Raw genomic sequence first — 16,419 nt, 5'->3', positions numbered from 1 at the left:
TGGAGGTACTTGCGGCGCCCCCCGCGTACCCATGCCTCCCCGCCAAACCAACACACCCGCTCTTGCCGTTTCTCCGGCGGGTGCAGGGCCGCAGGCCCTGCAATGCAAAACCTCACTTACCCCGCAGACGGCTGTGCCGGAACCCGTAGCAGAAATAGATCACGAAACCGACGAACGTCCACACACCCATCAGCATCCAGTTGTGCATCGTCATCGCCGACAGCAGCGCCAGGCAGCTCAGCACGCCCAGGCTGCAGATCAGCCAGGCCATCGGCATGCGGAACGGGCGCGGCAGGTCCGGCTGGGTGCGGCGCAGGATCAGCACGCCCGCGCACACGGCGGCAAACGCGATCAGTGTGCCCATCGAGGTCAGCTCACCGAGGATGTCCAGCGGGAACAGCGCCGCCAGCAGCGCGATGCCGATGCCGGTGATCACGGTGTTGATGTGCGGGGTGCGGTACTTCGGGTGGATCCTGGTGAACACCGGCGGCAGCAGGCCGTCGCGGCCCATGATCATGAAAATGCGCGGCTGGCCGATGATCATCACCAGCACCACCGAGGACAGGCCGACCAGCGCGCCGACCTCGACCACCCAGCGCAGCCAGCCCAGCTGCGGATGCGCCGCCACCGCAGTCACCACCGGCTCGTCGGTGCCCAGCAGCTGGAACGGCACCAGGCCGGTCATCACCGCGGCCATCGCGATGTACAGCACGGTGCAGATCACCAGCGACAGCATCATGCCGAACGGCATGTCGCGCTGCGGGTTCTTCGATTCCTGCGCCGCCACCGATACTGCCTCGAAGCCGATGTAGGCGAAGAACACCATCGCCGCGCCACGCAGCACGCCTTCCATGCCGTACTTTCCGGGGCCTTCGTTGGCCGGGATGAACGGGGTCCAGTTGCTGGTGTCCACGTACTTCCAGCCGACCACGATGACCAGCAGGATGAGGCCGGTCTTGAGCACGACCATTGCCATGTTCATAGCCGAGGACTTGCTGATGCCGACGTAGCACAGCCAGGTCAGCAGCAGCACCAGTGCGGCGGCCGGCAGGTTGGCGATCGCGCCGGTCGGGCGCAGCTGTGCGTCCAGTGGCGCACTGACCAACGCCGCTGGTAGATGGATGTCGAACTGGCTGAGCAGGCTGAGGAAATAGCCGGTCCAGCTGACCGCGACCGCCGAGGCGGAGACGCCGTATTCGAGCACCAGCATCCAGCCGATGAACCAGGCCGAGAGCTCGCCGAAGGTGGCGTAGGTGTAGGTGTAGGCGCTGCCGGAGACCGGCACCATCGAGGCGAACTCGGCATAGGCCAGCGCGCAGAAAGCGCAGCAGATGGCGGCCAGCACGAAGGACAGCATGATGGCCGGCCCGGCGTGGTTGGCGGCGGCCTGGCCGGTGATGACGAAGATGCCGCCGCCGATCACCGCGCCGATACCCAGGGCGGTCAGGCCCCAGGGGCCGAGGTGGCGGCGCAGGCTCAGGCCGTTGGCGTCTTCATGGGCGGCATGCGGGTGCTTGGTGGCCCACAGTTGCTTGAACATGTGTGGTGGTCTTGTCGAAGCGCGCCATGACCGGCGCGCGGGGAAAACGGACGGGCCGGCGCGAGGCCGGCCCGTAGGCGGATCAGGGCGACTTGGCCAGCTTGCTGTTGCGGATGCCGTAGCCCAGGTAGATCAGCAGGCCGAGCAGTGTCCAGCCCACGAACAGGTGCCAGTGCACCACGAACGCCTGCCAGAACAGGAACAGGCAGGTGGCCGCGCCCAGCGGGCAGATGATCCACACCATCGGCACGCGGAACGGGCGATGGATCTCCGGCTTGGAATAGCGCAGCACGAGCACGCCGATGCAGACCGTGGCGAAGGCCAGCAGGGTACCCATCGACACCAGTTCACCCAGCACGTTCAGCGGCACCAGGCCAGCCAGCGCGGCGGCGATCACGCCGACCACGATGGTGGCGACGTACGGGGTGCGGAAGCGGGTGTGGACCTTGCCGAAGAACTTCGGCAGCAGGCCGTCGCGGGAGATGGTGTAGGCGATGCGGGTCTGGCCCATCATCATCACCAGCACCACGGAGGACAGGCCGGCGATGGCGCCGATCTCCACGAACGTCTTCAGCCAGGACAGGGTCGGGTAGGGCTCCAGAGCGGTGGCCACCGGCTTGTCGGTGCCCAGCAGGTGGTACGGCATCATGCCGGTCAGCACCGCACAGACGATGATGTAGACGATGGTGCACACCGCCAGCGAGCCGAGCAGGCCGATCGGCATGTTGCGCTGCGGGTCCTTGGTTTCACCGGCGGCGGTGGAGACCGCATCGAAGCCGATGTAGGCGAAGAACACGATGGTGGCCGCGCGGAACACGCCGCTCCAGCCGAACTCACCCGGTACGCCGGTGTTCTCCGGAATGAACGGCTGCCAGTTGGCCGGATCGATATGGGCCGCGCCGATGCCGATGAACAGGCAGATCACGGTGACCTTGATCGCCACGATGATCGCATTGACGAACGCCGACTGGGTCACGCCCACGTACAACAGGCCGGACACCGCTGCCACGATCAGCACCGCTGGCAGGTTGAACAGCTTGCCGGAGGCGATGAACTCGCTGCCGGTCCAGGCGATGGGAGCGGCACTGAGTGCATCCGGGAACGGCATGTGCAGCGTGGTGGTGATGAAACTGATCAGGTACGCCGACCAGCCCACCGCGACCGAAGCCGAGGCGAACAGGTATTCCAGCACCAGGCACCAGCCGATGAACCAGGCCATGCCTTCGCCGAGAGTGGCGTAGGAGTAGGAGTAGGCACTGCCGGAGACCGGCATCATCGCCGCGAACTCGGCGTAGCACAGGCCCGCCAGGGCGCAGGCGAAACCGGCGATCACGAACGACAGCATGACTGCCGGGCCGGCGTGGTTGGCCGCGGCCTGGCCGGTCAGCACGAAGATACCTGCGCCGATCACCGCACCCACGCCAAGCAGGATGAGGTGTTTAGCCGTGAGGGTCCGTTTCAACGTGGCTTCGCCGTCCAGGCTGCCTTCGATGGGTTCGCCAGCATCGACGTGCCCGGCCGGTTCAACCGGCTTGACCCTCAACAGAGCTTTCAGCATGCAGTACTTCCTAGTGATCGGATTGGGTGGGCCGCCGATACGTTGCCGGCAACCCTGGAATGGTGAAGGCCGCGCGAACGGCCCGCTGTACCTTAGCCAAAGCTGAAGCCAACGCACAAGCGCAATCGCAACAATGAACGGCGATAATGAGCAGCATTTTTCCAAACGCCGCCCATTCATGAGCCAGACCGCCGAAACCCTTGCCGTGCTTGACGATCGCCTGCGGGGCCTGCTGCGGGACTACGCCCGCCGGGAGCCCGCCCACGACGCACTGGCTGCCGAATTCGGCACATTGCTGGACGATCCGGAAGATCCGTTCCGCCGCGAACGCCTGGCCGGGCACTTCACCGCCAGCTGCTGGCTGGTCAGTGCCGATGGCCAGCGCCTGCTGCTGACCCACCACCGCAAGCTGCAGCGCTGGCTGCAGCTGGGCGGCCACGCCGACGGTGACCGCGACCTGGCCCAGGTGGCGCTGAAGGAAGCCGAGGAGGAGTCCGGCCTGAGCGGCCTGGTGCTGGAAGACCCGGCCATCTTCGACATCGACAAGCATTGGATTCCGGAGCGCAAGGACGTGCCGGGACACTGGCACTACGACGTGCGTTTCGTGATCCGGGCGCTGGGTGGCGAGGCCTTCGTGCTCAGCGAGGAGTCGCTGGAGCTGGCCTGGCGGCCGGTGACCGAGGTCGCCGCCGATCCGGAATCGGACGAGTCGATGCAGCGCATGGCGCACCGGTGGTTGGCGCGCTAGCAACCTGTAGAGCCGAGCCGATGCTCGGCTCGATGCGGGCCGGAACCGCAGCCGAGCATGGGCTCGGCTCTACAAGTGCAAGGCGGGATGCGCGTCAATACAGAATGCGCGTCCGCAGCGTGCCTGGGATCGCGGCCAGTTCGTCGCGCACGGCGGCGGCCTGTTCCTCGCTGGCGGTGATGTCGATCACCACGTAGCCCACCTTCGGATCGGTGCGCAGGAACTGGCCGTCGATGTTGACGTTGTGGCGCGAGAAGATCTCGTTGACCCTGGACAGCACGCCCGGCACGTTCTGGTGGATGTGCAGCAGGCGCAGGCTGTCGGCGTGCTCGGGCAGGGTCACTTCCGGGAAGTTGACCGCCGACAGGGTGCTGCCGTTGTCGCTGTAGCGCACCAGTTTGGCCGCCACTTCCACGCCGATGTTATCCTGCGCTTCCAGCGTGCTGCCGCCCACGTGCGGGGTCAGGATCACGTTGTCGTGGCGGGTCAGCGGCGATTCGAAGATATCGCCGTTGCCCTTCGGTTCGACCGGGAACACGTCCAGCGCGGCGCCGCCGACGTGGCCGCTGGCCAGCGCGGCATCCAGTGCATCGATGTCGACCACGGTGCCGCGCGCGGCGTTAATCAGGTGCGCGCCCTTGCGCATCTTCGCCAGCTCGGTGCTGCCGATCATCCACTGCGTGGACGGGGTTTCCGGCACGTGCAGGGTGACGATGTCGGCGCGCGCCAGCAGATCGTCCAGGCTGGCGGCAGCACGGGCATTGCCCAGCGCCAGCTTGGTTTCCACGTCGTGGAAGATCACCTGCATGCCCAGCGATTCGGCCAGCACGCCGACCTGGGTGCCGATGTGGCCGTAACCAATGATGCCCAGCGTCTTGCCGCGCACTTCATGGCTGCCGCTGGCCGACTTCGACCAGCCGCCGCGATGGCATTCGGCGTTCTTCTGCGGAATGCCGCGGGTCAGCATGATCGCCTCGGCGATCACCAGCTCGGCCACGCTGCGGGTATTGGAGTAGGGCGCGTTGAACACCGGAATACCGGCCAGCTCGGCCGCGTCCAGGTCGACCTGGTTGGTGCCGATGCAGAAACAGCCCACCGCGATCAGGCGCTTGGCCTCGGCCAGCACCTCGGCACTGAGCTGGGTGCGCGAGCGGATGCCGACGATGTGCGCCTCGGCGATGCGCGCCTTCAGTTCGTCCTCGGGCAGCGCCTTGGTGTGCGCTTCAATCTGGCTGTAACCGGCCGCGCTGAATACCTCCACGGCGGTCTGGCTGACCCCCTCCAGCAACAGCACGCGGATATCCTGCTTCGGGAACGAGGTCTTCTTCGGCGACATGGGGCAACACGGCCAGTGGGACAGGGGCTGACCACTATGCCAGATCGAAGCCCCCATGGTGCAGTGCGCAATTGGTTGCATCCGTAGCTATCTGCAGCGTGGTGGGGCTGGACGCTGGCGCGTGCCGCTGGCACGCTTGCCCGTTCTTCACGCACCGCGCTGGACCGTCATGACCGATTCCCGCATTGCCTCGCTGCAGCAGGCCTGTCCCGGCCTGAAGCTGAAGACCGACCCGGCCGACCTGGAGCACTACGGGCGCGACTGGACCCGGCGCTGGACGCCGGCGCCGCTGGCGATCGCACTGCCGGCCACGGTCGAGGAGGTGCAGGCGGTGATGCGCTGGAGTGCAGGCGAGGGTGTGGCCGTGGTGCCGTCCGGCGGCCGCACCGGCCTCTCCGGGGGCGCGGTGGCGGCCAACGGTGAGCTGGTGCTCAGCCTGGAACGGATGAACAAGGCGCTGGCCTACGACGCGGTCGATCGCACGTTGGTGGTGCAGGCCGGCATGCCGCTGGAAGCCGTGCACAATGCCGCACTGGACCACGGCCTGATCTACCCGGTGGATTTCGCCGCGCGTGGTTCCTGCACCATTGGCGGCAACATCGCCACCAATGCCGGTGGCATCCGGGTGATCCGCTACGGCAACACCCGTGAATGGATTGCCGGCCTGAAGGTGGTCACCGCCGGTGGCGAACTGCTCGAGCTCAACAAGGGCCTGATCAAGAACTCCAGCGGCTATGACTTCCGCCAGCTGCTGATCGGCTCGGAGGGCACGCTGGGCGTGATCGTCGAAGCCACGGTGAAGCTGACCGACCCGCCGCCGGCCAGCAACGTGATGCTGCTGGCACTGCCCAGCTTCGAAGTGCTGATGCAGGTATTCGCGGCGTTCCGCGCGCGCCTGCAGCTGCAGGCCTTCGAGTTCTTCACCGACCGGGCGCTGGAACATGTGCTGGCGCACGGTGCGCAGGCGCCGTTCGATGAGGTGCATCCGTACTACGTGGTGACCGAATTCGCGGCCAATGACGAGGCACAGGAAGCGGCGGCGATGGCGGCCTTCGAGGACTGCATGGGCAATGGCTGGGTCAGCGATGGCGTGATCAGCGCCAGCGACGCCCAGGCCGCCCAGCTGTGGCGCCTGCGGGAAGGCATCACCGAGTCGCTGGCGCGCTACAAGCCCTATAAGAATGATGTCTCGGTGCGGATCTCGTCGATGCCGGCGTTCCTGGCTGAAACCCAGGCATTGATCGGGCAGGCATACCCGCACTTCGACGTGGTGTGGTTCGGCCATATCGGTGACGGCAACCTGCACATCAACGTGCTCAAGCCGGATGACACCAGCGACGCCGATTTCGTGGCGCAGTGCGAGCAGGTGACCAAGCTGTTGGCGCAGGTACTGGCGCGCTTCGACGGCAGCATTTCGGCTGAACACGGCATCGGCCTGGTCAAGAAGGGCTACCTGGACAGCACCCGCGGCCCGGCCGAGATCGCGCTGATGAAGGCGGTCAAACGCGCGTTCGATCCCCAAGCGCGGCTGAATCCCGGCAAGCTGTTCGACGTTTGAGCCGGGCAAATCCTTCACACACCCGTTACGCTCCACGCTTCCTCACAACCGGCTTCGAACCGATGACCCGTCCGCTTCTGCTGCTCGCCCTGCTGTCCCTGCCGCTGGCCGGCTTCGCTTCCAGCTTCGCCGGTACGTCGGCCGGTTCGGCCACGGGTGCGTCCTCCGGTTCCTCGGGCAGCAGCTCGGGTGATGACAAGGTGGTGCTGGCTGCACGCGACGATGCGGCTGCATTCGTCGCCAGCGACGGCCAGATCCGTGGCGCCCGCCTGCAGGCCGCGCTGATCCACCTGCGTGAGCAGAGCGCCGCCGCACAGCAGCAGAGCGATCTGGAACTGGCCCGCGCGCTGCTGGCACGTTGATCCAGGCTGCATGACCTCGGCGTCATCGCTTTCTGTAGAGCCGAGCCATGCTCGGCTGAATGCCCGGCACATGCGGATCGCAACAGCAGCCGAGCATGGCTCGGCTCTACAGAGGCACAGCGGGCGGTGCGGGTGGATCGCCGCATTGGCGTGGCTGCTCATTCCTTCCGCGCATGCGGCCGATCGCCTGCAGCTTGATCCTTACGGTCTCGACCCGGCGCAGCAGCAGATCGCCAGTCAGACCCTGGCCGACGTGCAGGCACTGCTGCCTGATGGCCTGCTGCGCGCATTGCCGGCACAGGTCCAGGTGCGCTGGCGTGATGACCTGCCGGCCGATGTGCATGGCCGCGCCTTCGCCGGTCGTATCACGTTGCGCCGCGATCTGCTGGATGATGCCGTGCCCGGCGCGCGCCGCGCGCGCCGCAGTGCGCTGGTGCACGAAGTGACCCATGTTGCCGACCGTACGGGGGCGAACTGGTCGCGCAGTGTGCGCTGGCGTGATCTGGCCGGATGGCAGCGCAAGCCCTGGCATCTCGGTCGTGGCGACAACGACTTCCGTGACCGCAGTCCCGATGCGTATGAACTGAAGGACCCGGCCGAGTACCTGGCAGTGAACGCCGAGCTTTTCGTGCTCGACAGCGAGTTCGCCTGCCGGCGCCCAGCGCTGGCGCAGTGGTACCAGGTCCATTTCGGAACGCCGCCATCGCTGCCGCAGTCGCACTGCGCTACGACGCTGCCCTTGCTCCAGGCCGACTCAGAAGACGGTGCCGCATCGCTGCTGCAGCTCGACCCCGCGCGTGTCTATGCCGTGGATTACCTGTTCGCCGAAGGCAGTGCGCAGCCGATGAGCCGCTGGGGCCACAGCATGCTGCGGCTGGTGATCTGCCGGCCGGGCCGTGCGCCGGGGCCGGACTGTCGCCTGGACCTGGAATACCACCGCGTGCTGTCGTTCCGCGCGTTCGTGGGCGACGTACAGATATCCAACTGGCGTGGCCTGACCGGCGGCTACCCGTCGCGCCTGTTCGTGCTGCCGCTTCAGCAGGTGGTGGACGAATACACCAAGGTTGAGCTGCGGGGGTTGCAGTCGCTGCCGTTGCGGTTGTCGCCCGGCGAGATCGCCAGCCTGCTCGAGCGCACTGCACAGGTGCACTGGAGCTATGACGGGCGCTATTACTTCGTCAGCAACAACTGCGCGGTGGAAACCGCAAAGCTGCTGCAGGCGGGTGTGCCGCGCCTGGGTGAGGCGGGCCTGGCCCAGCTGAGTCCGCGCGGGTTGAAGCGTCGGCTGTCCAGGCTGCGTGTGCTGGACGAGCAGGTGCTCACGGACCGCAATGCAGCGCAGGCGCAGGGCTACTACTTTGCCTCGGCGCGCGATCACTATCAGCAGTTGTTCGCCGTGGCGAGCTCACAGCTGGGGCTGCCGGTGCGTGATGTGCGCGGCTGGCTGAAGCTGCCCGCACCGCAGCGTGCGCCGTGGCTGTTGCAGGGTGACCTGCGTGCCAGCGCCGGGCTGCTGCTGCTGGAACAGGCGGCACAGCGGCGTGCCGAGCTGCGTGCGCGCGATGTGCTGAAACGGCGTCTGCTGGCCGCACCGGACAGTGCCGAGACGCGCGGCCTGCGCCAGCTGCTGGAGCAGGGTGGGCAATGGTTGCGCCCGGGTACGCTGCTGGTGGACGGTGGCTATGGGTTGCCGCTGGCCGATGAGCAGGCGGTGCTGGCCGAAGCAGTTGCCACCGCCAGCGCACAGGCGGTGCCGGCCTGGCAGGCGCTGCGCGTGCAGCTGCGCCATCAGTTGCCGGCAGGCCAGCGCAACGAGATGGATGCGATCGATGCCAACCTCGCCGCACTCGGCGCGCGCCTGCGGGAACAGGCCGCCGCGCCCGCTATTGGCGCGGGAGTTCGATGACGAAACGGCTGCCACCGGCGTTGCCCGCCGTGCAGTAGACGCGGCCGCCGTGGGCGTCTGCGATGGCCTTGACCACCGCCAGGCCGAGGCCACTGCCGCCACCCTGGCGTGAACGCGAACCGTCGGCACGCATGAACGGGCTGAAGATGTCGGCGTGCAGCTCCGGATCGATGCCCGGACCCTCATCCTCGATTGCTACCTGCACATGGCCCGGTGTGTCATGCACGGCAATCCGTACCTTGCCCGGGCTGGCATAGCGGCGCGCGTTTTCCAACAGCGCCAGCAGCGCCTGGCGCAGGCGCGTCGGGTCGCAGTGCGCATTGTGTTCCTCGCGGCTGGTTTCCAGCTCCAGCACGAAGCCGGCGGCGCGGAACTGCGGGTCGACCAGGGTCATCACCGAATGCACCTCGGCCACCACGTCGGTGCGCGCGCGGCGTACGTCCAGCCGCGCGTTGTCGGACAGGCTCAGCACGCGTAGATCCTCGATCAGGCGCGACAGGCCCTCGACCTGGGCAAGCAGGCTGCGGAACTGCGACTCGTCCGGCTGGAACACGCCCTCGGCCAGCCCCTGCAGGCGGCCACGCAGGATCGTCACCGGGGTCCGCAATTCATGGGCAATAGCCGCATGCCACATCGCGCGCTCGCTCTCCATGTGCTGCAGGCGGCGCGCCATCGCATTGAAATCCTCGACCAGGGTTGCCACTTCGCCCGGTGAATTTTCCTCGACGCTGGCGCGCGCACCGAGGTCGCCGCCGGCAAGCGCGCGCACGCTGTCGACCAGCGAATTCAAGGGCGACAGGATGCGATGCGCCAGTCGGAACGAGGCGGCGATGGCCAGTGCCAGGCCGGTCAGGATCACCCCGACCATCCATGCCAGCTCCGGGCCGGTCGGCAGCCAGCTTTCCGGTTCCTCGGCACTGCCGGGGAAGAACTCGACCAGCACCGCGTACAGCAGCCATGACGACAGGATCATCATCACAATGACGCCGATCACCATCAACGACATCGAGACGATGATGTGTCGGCTGAGCCCGGAGCGGCGCAGGTGCGCCATCAGCGGTCGGCCATCAGCCGGTAGCCGACACCGCGCACGCTGGCCGGAACATTGACCATGCCCACTTCGTCCAGTTTGCGGCGCAGCTTGCTGACGTGGCTGTCGACGGTGCGCTCCAGCGCTTCGCTTTCCGGCAGGCATTCGTGCATCAGTTCGCTGCGGCTGAAGATGCGGGTCGGCGCCAGCGCCATGCAGTGCAGCAGCTTGAACTCGGTGAGCGTGAGCAGCACTTCGTGGCTGTAGCCTTCGCCCTCCACATGCACGGCATGGGTAGCCGAGTCGATCAGCAGCGGGCCCGCCCGCAGCGCGGTGGGTGCATCCACGCGCGAGGCGCGCAACGTACGCCGCAGCACGGCGCGCACGCGTGCTGCCACTTCGGCCGGATTGAACGGCTTGACCACGTAGTCGTCGGCGCCCATGCGCAGTGCGGTCAGCTTGTCCAGGTCCTGGTCCAGTGCGGTCAGCATGATCACCGGCGTTTCGCCGCGCTGGCGCAGCTGGGTCAGCACGCTCCAGCCATCCAGGCGCGGCAGCTGTACATCGAGCAGGACCAGGTCGGGGCGGGCGCTGCGGTGCAGGTCCAGGGCGCTGTGGCCGTCAGCGGCGCGCAGCGTACGCAGTCCTTCGCGTTCCAGATAGGCAGTGAGAATATCGGCGATCTCGGCCTCATCCTCGACGATCAGGACGAGGGCGGCGAGGGCAGGGGCGGCATGCATGCGGGGGCGGGGCCTTAAGGTGCTTGCCTCCATCGTATCTCCACAGTTCCTCCATCGAAACCCCATCATCGCCACGCACACTCCACGCTTCAGAACCTATCAGCCGCCTGCGCGGCATTGTGCACAGCAATGAGAACCTTCAGGACTCCGGCCGCGTTGATCGCGGCCCTCGCCCTGGCCATGACGGCCTGCTCAGCCCCCGAAGCCACCCCGGAAGCCACGCCACGCGTCAGCGTGGTCACCGTCGGCCCGCAGGTGGTGCAGCGCGATGACGAACTGCCCGGCCGCGTGGCCGCCGTGCGTACCGCACAGATCCGTGCCCAGGTGGGTGGCATCGTGCAGCGCCGCCTGTTTGATCAGGGCGCCGAAGTCAGCGCTGGCCAGGCCCTGTTCCAGATCGATCCGGCGGCGTTCCGTGCCGATGTTGATTCGGCACTGGCCGCGCTGCAGCGCAGTGAGGCCGCGTTGGGCCGCAGCCGCGTGCAGTCGCAGCGCCTGCATGCACTGGCCGCCGCACAGGCGGTCAGCCAGCAGCACCGCGACGATGCCAGTGCCGAGTACGAACAGGCCCGTGCCGCGGTGAACGAAGCGCGCGCGATCCTGGCGCGTCGCCAGCTCGACCTGCGCTATGCCACGGTCAGCGCGCCGATTGCCGGCCGCATCGACCAGGCGCTGGTGACCGAAGGCGCACTGGTCGGTGTTGCCGATGCCGAGCCGATGGCAGTGGTGCAGCAGATCGACCAGGTCTACGTCGATGTGCGCCAGCCTGCGGCCCAGCTGGAATCGCTGCAGCGCAGCGCTGCCGGTGGCGGCGAGCTGCCGGTGACGATCATCGGTGCGGCCGGCAAGCCGCTGTCCGAGCGTGGCCAGATGCTGTTCTCCGGCACCAACGTCGATGCGCGTACCGGTGATGTGATCCTCCGCATCCTGGTCGACAACCCGCAGCGCCAGCTGCTGCCGGGGATGTACGTGCGTGCGAAGGTGCCGCGCGGTGCACCGGCCAGCGCATTGACCGTGCCGCAGCAGGCCGTGCTGCGCAGCGCCGGCGGCCAGGCCTATGCCTGGGTGATCGCGGGCGATGGCAAGGCGGTGATCCGCACGCTGGAGGTTGATGGCAGCGTCGATCGCCAGTGGCTGGTGCGCACGGGCCTCAAGGCCGGCGAGAAGGTGGTGGTCGAGGGTCAGGAACGCCTGCAGGAAGGCGTGGTGGTCGATGCGCGCGACTGGCAGCTGCCGGTCGCAGGCGCCGGTGCCGTGCAGGCCGGCAGCAAGGGCTGAGCCTGTCCCGGGCCGGTCCCTCCAGGAAAATCCAACATGGCACGTTTCTTCATCGACCGCCCGGTGTTCGCCTGGGTGCTGGCGATCTTCATCATCCTGGCCGGTGTACTGGCGATCCCACGGCTGGCCGTTGAGCGCTATCCGGCGGTGGCGCCACCCAGCGTCAGCATCTATGCCAGCTACCCCGGTGCCAGCCCGCAGACGCTGAATGACGCGGTGGTCGGCCTGATCGAGCGCGAGCTGTCCAGCGTCAAGCACCTGCTGTACTTCGAGTCGTCGGTGGACACCTCCGGCGAAGCCTCGATCACTGCGACCTTCAAGCCGGGTACCAACCCGGAGCTGGCGCAGGTGGACGTGCAGAACCGGATCAAGGCGATCGAACCGCGCCTGCCGCGCAGCGTGCGCCAGAACGGCCTGTTCGTGGAGGCCGCCGATTCCGGCTTCCTGATGCTGGTCGGCCTGCGTTCGCCGGATGCCAGCGTCAGCGAAGCGGCGCTGGGCGACTTCATGGCGCGCAACATCATCGAAGAGCTGCGCCGCATCGATGGCGTCGGCCGCGTGCAGCTGTTCGGCGCCGAGCAGGCGATGCGTGTGTGGCTGGACCCGACCCGGTTGACCGGCTACGGCCTGACCATGGGCGATGTGGCCACCGCCATCGAGCAGCAGAACCTGGAGATCTCGCCGGGGCGCATCGGCGATTCGCCGGGTGTGCCGGGCCAGCGCATCACTGTGCCGCTGAGTGCCGATGGCCAGCTGTCCACGCCGGAGCAGTTCGCCGCCATCGTGCTGCGCGCCGGGGCCGACGGCTCGCGGGTGCTGCTGGGCGATGTCGCCCGCATCGAGCTGGGCGCGCAGAGCTATGCCTGGGGCACCCGCGAGGACGGCCATCCGGCCACCGCCGCCGGCGTGCAGCTGCGCCCCGGCGCGAATGCCGTCCGGACCGCATCTGCGGTGCGCGAGCGCATGGCCGAGTTGGCGCCGCTGCTGCCGCGCGGCGTGGAATCGAGCATTCCGTTCGACACCGCGCCGTTCGTCAAGATCTCGATCCAGAAGGTGGTGCAGACATTGCTGGAAGCGATGCTGCTGGTGTTCGCGGTGATGTACCTGTTCCTGCAGAACTGGCGCTACACGCTGATTCCGGCGCTGGTCGCACCGATCGCGCTGCTGGGTACCTTCGCGGTGATGCTGGCGCTGGGCTTCTCGATCAACGTGCTGACCATGTTCGGCATGGTGCTGGCAATCGGCATCATCGTCGACGACGCGATCGTGGTGGTCGAAGGCGTGGAACGGATCATGGCCGAGGAGGGCCTGCCGCCGCGCGAGGCCACCATCAAGGCCATGCGCGAACTGACCGGTGCGGTGATCGGCATCACCCTGGTGCTGACCGCGGTGTTCATTCCGATGGCGATGGCCAGTGGCTCGGTGGGCGCGATCTACCGCCAGTTCACCGTGGCGATGGCGGTGTCGATCCTGTTCTCGGCGCTGCTGGCCTTGAGCCTGACGCCGGCGCTCTGCGCGACGCTGCTGCGCCCGAACACCCATGGCCATCATGGTCGTGGTGGGCTGTTCGGCGCCTTCAACCGTGGCTTCGAGAAGATGACCGGGCGCTACCAGCGTGGTGTGGCGTCGGTGCTGCAGCGGAGCGGGCGGGTCATGGGCGTGTTTGCCGCGCTGGTGGTGGCGCTGCTGCTGGGCCTGCACTGGCTGCCGGGCGCGTTTCTGCCGGAAGAGGACCAGGGCTACTTCATGACCTCGATCCAGCTGCCGGCCGAAGCCACCGCCGAACGCACGCTGGCGGTGGTGGAAGCCTACGAACGGCATGTGGCGTCACGCCCGGGCATCGGCTCCAACCAGTCGATCCTCGGCTACAGCTTCTCCGGGTCCGGCCCGAGCGCGGCGCTGACCTACACCATGCTGAAGGACTGGGGCGAGCGTGCAGGGGCAACCGCGGCCAGCGAAGTGGAGGCCGCGCAGAAGGCGATGGCCACGATTGCCGAGGGCGAGGTGATGAGCGTGATGCCGCCGGCCATCGACAGCCTGGGGCGCTCCTCCGGCTTCTCACTGGCGCTGCAGGCGCGCACCGGGCAGAGCCAGGCAGAGCTGCGCGCTGCGCTGCAGCAGCTGCTGAAGGCGGCCGAGGCCAGCCCGCTGCTGTCGGAGGTGCATGCCGATGGCCTGCCAGCCGGTACCAGCGTGCGGCTGGACATCGACCGCGCCAAGGCCGAGGCGATGGGCGTAGGGTTCGAGCAGATCAGCAGCACGCTGTCGGCGGCGATGGGCTCGCAGTACGTCAACGACTTCCCCAACAAGGGCCGGCTGCAGCAGGTGATCCTGCAGGCCGACGCACCGCACCGGATGGAGCTGGAGGATGTGCTGAAGCTGTACGTTCGCAACAGCGAAGGCGGCATGGTGGCGTTGTCGGAACTGGTGACACCGCACTGGACCGAGGCGCCGCTGCAGCTGCAGCGCTATCTCGGCTTCCCGGCGTTGAACCTGTCCGGCACACCGGCCTCCGGTGTGTCGACCGGACAGGCCATGGCGGAGATGGAGCGGCTGGCCGAAAAGCTGCCGTCCGGTTTTGCCCTGCAGTGGACCAGTCAGTCGCTGCAGGAGCGTGAATCGGGCGCGCAGGCACCGTGGCTGTTGCTGCTGTCGATGCTGGTGGTGTTCCTGGTGCTGGCGGCGCTGTACGAGAGCTGGTCGATCCCGCTGGCGGTGATGCTGGTGGTGCCGCTGGGTCTGCTCGGTGCGGTTGCTGCGGTGTTGTTGCGGGGCATGCCCAACGACGTGTTCTTCAAGGTCGGCATGATCACCGTGATCGGGCTGTCGGCGAAGAACGCGATCCTCATCGTCGAGTTCGCGCGCCAGCTGCAGCAGCAGGGTCGCGGCCTGGTTGAAGCAGCGCTTGAGGCGGCGCGGCTGCGCCTGCGGCCGATCGTGATGACCTCGCTGGCGTTCGCGCTGGGCGTGGTGCCGCTGATGCTGGCGCAGGGCGCGTCGAAGGAAACCCAGCAGGCGATTGGAACCGGTGTGTTCGGCGGCATGGTCAGCGCGACCGTGCTGGCGGTGTTCTTCGTACCGGTCTTCTATGTAGTGGTGCAGGGCGCGCGGCAGTGGATCGCGCAACGCCTGCGCAGGCGCCGGCCGATGCCGGGAGGAACCGTGGATGGAACGGAACATCGTTGAAGATCTGCACGAGCAACAGTTGATGGTGCTGGAGCAGCGCCTGTGCGCCGCGCTGCTGGAAAATGATCACGATGCGCTGACCGTGCTGGTATCGCCGGCCTTGTTCATGATGGATGGCCACGGCGGGCGCATGCTCGACCTGCCGTGGCTGGGCGATTGGCTGGCCGGTGGCCTGCAGGTACGAAGCCTGCAGCTGCACGCGGTGGAAACCCTGCTGTGTGGCCGCCTGGCACTGCTGTCCAGCGACGTGCGGCTGTCGGTGTGGCAGCAGGACCAGGAGCGCGAGCTGAAACTGCGCCTGCTGCGGGTGTGGACCTGCAGTTCCGGCGAAAGTGGCGCACAGTTGCTGTCGATGGCGGTACTGGCCGCATGAGTGCGGTCAGGCCGCTTTCAGGCCCCGCTCACCGGCAGGTGGTAGGGTCGAGCCTCTCTGTAGTGTCGACAAGGAGTCGAGCCATGCGTGTAGTTCCCAGTCTGTTGGCAGCCTCCCTCGGGTTGGTGCTGGCCGCGTGCCAGCCGGCCCAGCCGCCCGCCGCGGGCGGCAATGATGTCCCGCCTGCCACGCCGCAACCGAGCGCCAGCACCGAAGGTGGCAGCGAGACCACCTACCAGTGTGGTGATCTGAGCGTGCGCGCGACCTTCAATGGCGAGGATGCGGCCACGGTGGTGATCGGCGAGCGCACCTTCGCCATGACCTCCGAACGCGCGGCATCCGGCGCCAAGTACGGCGATGGCCAGGGCAACAGCTTCTGGAACAGGGGCAGCGATGACGGGCTGCTGAGCCTGAAGGGCGAGGCGGACCGCGAGTGCCATGCGGTCGAAGCTACTGAAGGCGATGGCAGCGCAGGCAATGCCGCGTTCCGTGCCACCGGCAATGAACCCGGCTGGCTGGCAGTTGTCGACGGCGACACGCCGGGCCTGCAGGTGGAAGTGGATTACGGTGAGCGTCGTTTCGACGTCGCCAAGCCCACCGAAGGTGCTGACGGTTGGAGTGGCAAGGCGTCCGACGGCACCGATGTCAAGCTCAGCTTCCAGCGCACCACCTGCCAGGACGACATGAGTGGCGAGGCGTTCGAGGCCAAGGTGATGCTGACTGTCGGCACGCGCCAGTACCACGGCTGTGGCAATTTCGGCGCGAAGCAGCCGTAAGCCCTCTGTAGAGCCGAGCCCACGCTCG

At 67.4% G+C, this 16,419-nt stretch carries 13 protein-coding genes; 8 read left to right on the top strand and 5 right to left on the bottom strand.

All coding sequences use genetic code 11. The features are described from left to right. Nucleotides 1–112: 112 nt before the first annotated feature. Both N5D20_RS10200 and N5D20_RS10195 read right to left on the bottom strand, forming a co-directional pair. Nucleotides 113–1,540 (bottom strand): amino acid permease, encoded by a 1,428-nt coding sequence (locus N5D20_RS10200; protein ID WP_065183667.1) that lies wholly within the window; start codon nucleotides 1,538–1,540, stop codon nucleotides 113–115. An 82-nt stretch (nucleotides 1,541–1,622) separates the two neighbouring features. Next, the gene (locus N5D20_RS10195) at nucleotides 1,623–3,098 is read right to left on the bottom strand and encodes an amino acid permease (RefSeq protein ID WP_049434985.1); all 1,476 of its coding nucleotides are present in this window, start codon (nucleotides 3,096–3,098) and stop codon (nucleotides 1,623–1,625) included. Nucleotides 3,099–3,231: 133 nt separating this feature from the next. Between N5D20_RS10195 and N5D20_RS10190 the strand changes: the two genes are divergently transcribed. Then, complete coding sequence (locus N5D20_RS10190; protein ID WP_100049946.1) at nucleotides 3,232–3,846, top strand: NUDIX hydrolase; 615 nt, start codon at nucleotides 3,232–3,234, stop codon at nucleotides 3,844–3,846. A gap of 94 nt (nucleotides 3,847–3,940) precedes the next feature. Here N5D20_RS10190 and serA read toward each other — a convergent pair whose 3' ends face one another. Next, nucleotides 3,941–5,182: a phosphoglycerate dehydrogenase gene (gene serA, locus N5D20_RS10185; RefSeq protein ID WP_197579385.1), complete on the bottom strand. Its 1,242-nt coding sequence runs from the start codon at nucleotides 5,180–5,182 to the stop codon at nucleotides 3,941–3,943. A 169-nt stretch (nucleotides 5,183–5,351) separates the two neighbouring features. Here serA and N5D20_RS10180 point away from each other — a divergent pair, with 169 nt between their 5' ends. From N5D20_RS10180 to N5D20_RS10170, 3 genes are all read left to right on the top strand, one after another. Then, complete coding sequence (locus N5D20_RS10180) at nucleotides 5,352–6,740, top strand: FAD-binding oxidoreductase (RefSeq protein WP_197579386.1); 1,389 nt, start codon at nucleotides 5,352–5,354, stop codon at nucleotides 6,738–6,740. Between the two features lie 62 nt (nucleotides 6,741–6,802). Then, on the top strand, nucleotides 6,803–7,102 hold the full coding sequence (locus N5D20_RS10175) for a DUF2388 domain-containing protein (RefSeq protein ID WP_049434989.1): 300 nt from the start codon (nucleotides 6,803–6,805) through the stop codon (nucleotides 7,100–7,102). Nucleotides 7,103–7,247: 145 nt separating this feature from the next. After that, nucleotides 7,248–9,008 carry a DUF4105 domain-containing protein gene (locus N5D20_RS10170; protein WP_054171641.1) on the top strand — a complete coding sequence of 587 codons (1,761 nt, stop codon included), beginning with the start codon at nucleotides 7,248–7,250 and terminating at the stop codon, nucleotides 9,006–9,008. Here N5D20_RS10170 and N5D20_RS10165 read toward each other — a convergent pair. Then, on the bottom strand, nucleotides 8,986–10,062 hold the full coding sequence (locus N5D20_RS10165; RefSeq protein WP_019338525.1) for an ATP-binding protein: 1,077 nt from the start codon (nucleotides 10,060–10,062) through the stop codon (nucleotides 8,986–8,988). The genes N5D20_RS10170 and N5D20_RS10165 overlap by 23 nt on opposite strands. Continuing rightward, nucleotides 10,062–10,778: a response regulator gene (locus N5D20_RS10160; protein ID WP_020424480.1), complete on the bottom strand. Its 717-nt coding sequence runs from the start codon at nucleotides 10,776–10,778 to the stop codon at nucleotides 10,062–10,064. Before N5D20_RS10160 ends, N5D20_RS10165 begins: the two co-directional genes overlap by 1 nt. Nucleotides 10,779–10,907: 129 nt before the next feature. On the opposite strand from N5D20_RS10160, the gene N5D20_RS10155 reads away from it, so the two are divergent. The 4 genes from N5D20_RS10155 (at nucleotide 10,908) to N5D20_RS10140 (ending at nucleotide 16,391) form a co-directional block, all read left to right on the top strand. After that, on the top strand, nucleotides 10,908–12,056 hold the full coding sequence (locus tag N5D20_RS10155) for an efflux RND transporter periplasmic adaptor subunit (protein WP_197579387.1): 1,149 nt from the start codon (nucleotides 10,908–10,910) through the stop codon (nucleotides 12,054–12,056). 36 nt (nucleotides 12,057–12,092) lie between these two features. Next, nucleotides 12,093–15,242 carry a multidrug efflux RND transporter permease subunit gene (locus N5D20_RS10150; RefSeq protein ID WP_197579388.1) on the top strand — a complete coding sequence of 1,050 codons (3,150 nt, stop codon included), beginning with the start codon at nucleotides 12,093–12,095 and terminating at the stop codon, nucleotides 15,240–15,242. Further along, the gene (locus N5D20_RS10145) at nucleotides 15,223–15,615 is read left to right on the top strand and encodes a nuclear transport factor 2 family protein (protein WP_197579389.1); all 393 of its coding nucleotides are present in this window, start codon (nucleotides 15,223–15,225) and stop codon (nucleotides 15,613–15,615) included. Before N5D20_RS10150 ends, N5D20_RS10145 begins: the two co-directional genes overlap by 20 nt. Nucleotides 15,616–15,698: 83 nt before the next feature. Continuing rightward, nucleotides 15,699–16,391, top strand: coding sequence for an MliC family protein (locus N5D20_RS10140; RefSeq protein WP_197579390.1), 693 nt, complete (start codon nucleotides 15,699–15,701; stop codon nucleotides 16,389–16,391). Nucleotides 16,392–16,419: the final 28 nt, after the last annotated feature.

Source organism: Stenotrophomonas sp. GD03877, from assembly GCF_029840555.1.
GTDB classification, from domain to species: Bacteria; Pseudomonadota; Gammaproteobacteria; order Xanthomonadales; family Xanthomonadaceae; genus Stenotrophomonas; species Stenotrophomonas geniculata.
This window is presented reverse-complemented; position numbering and strand designations above follow the sequence as displayed.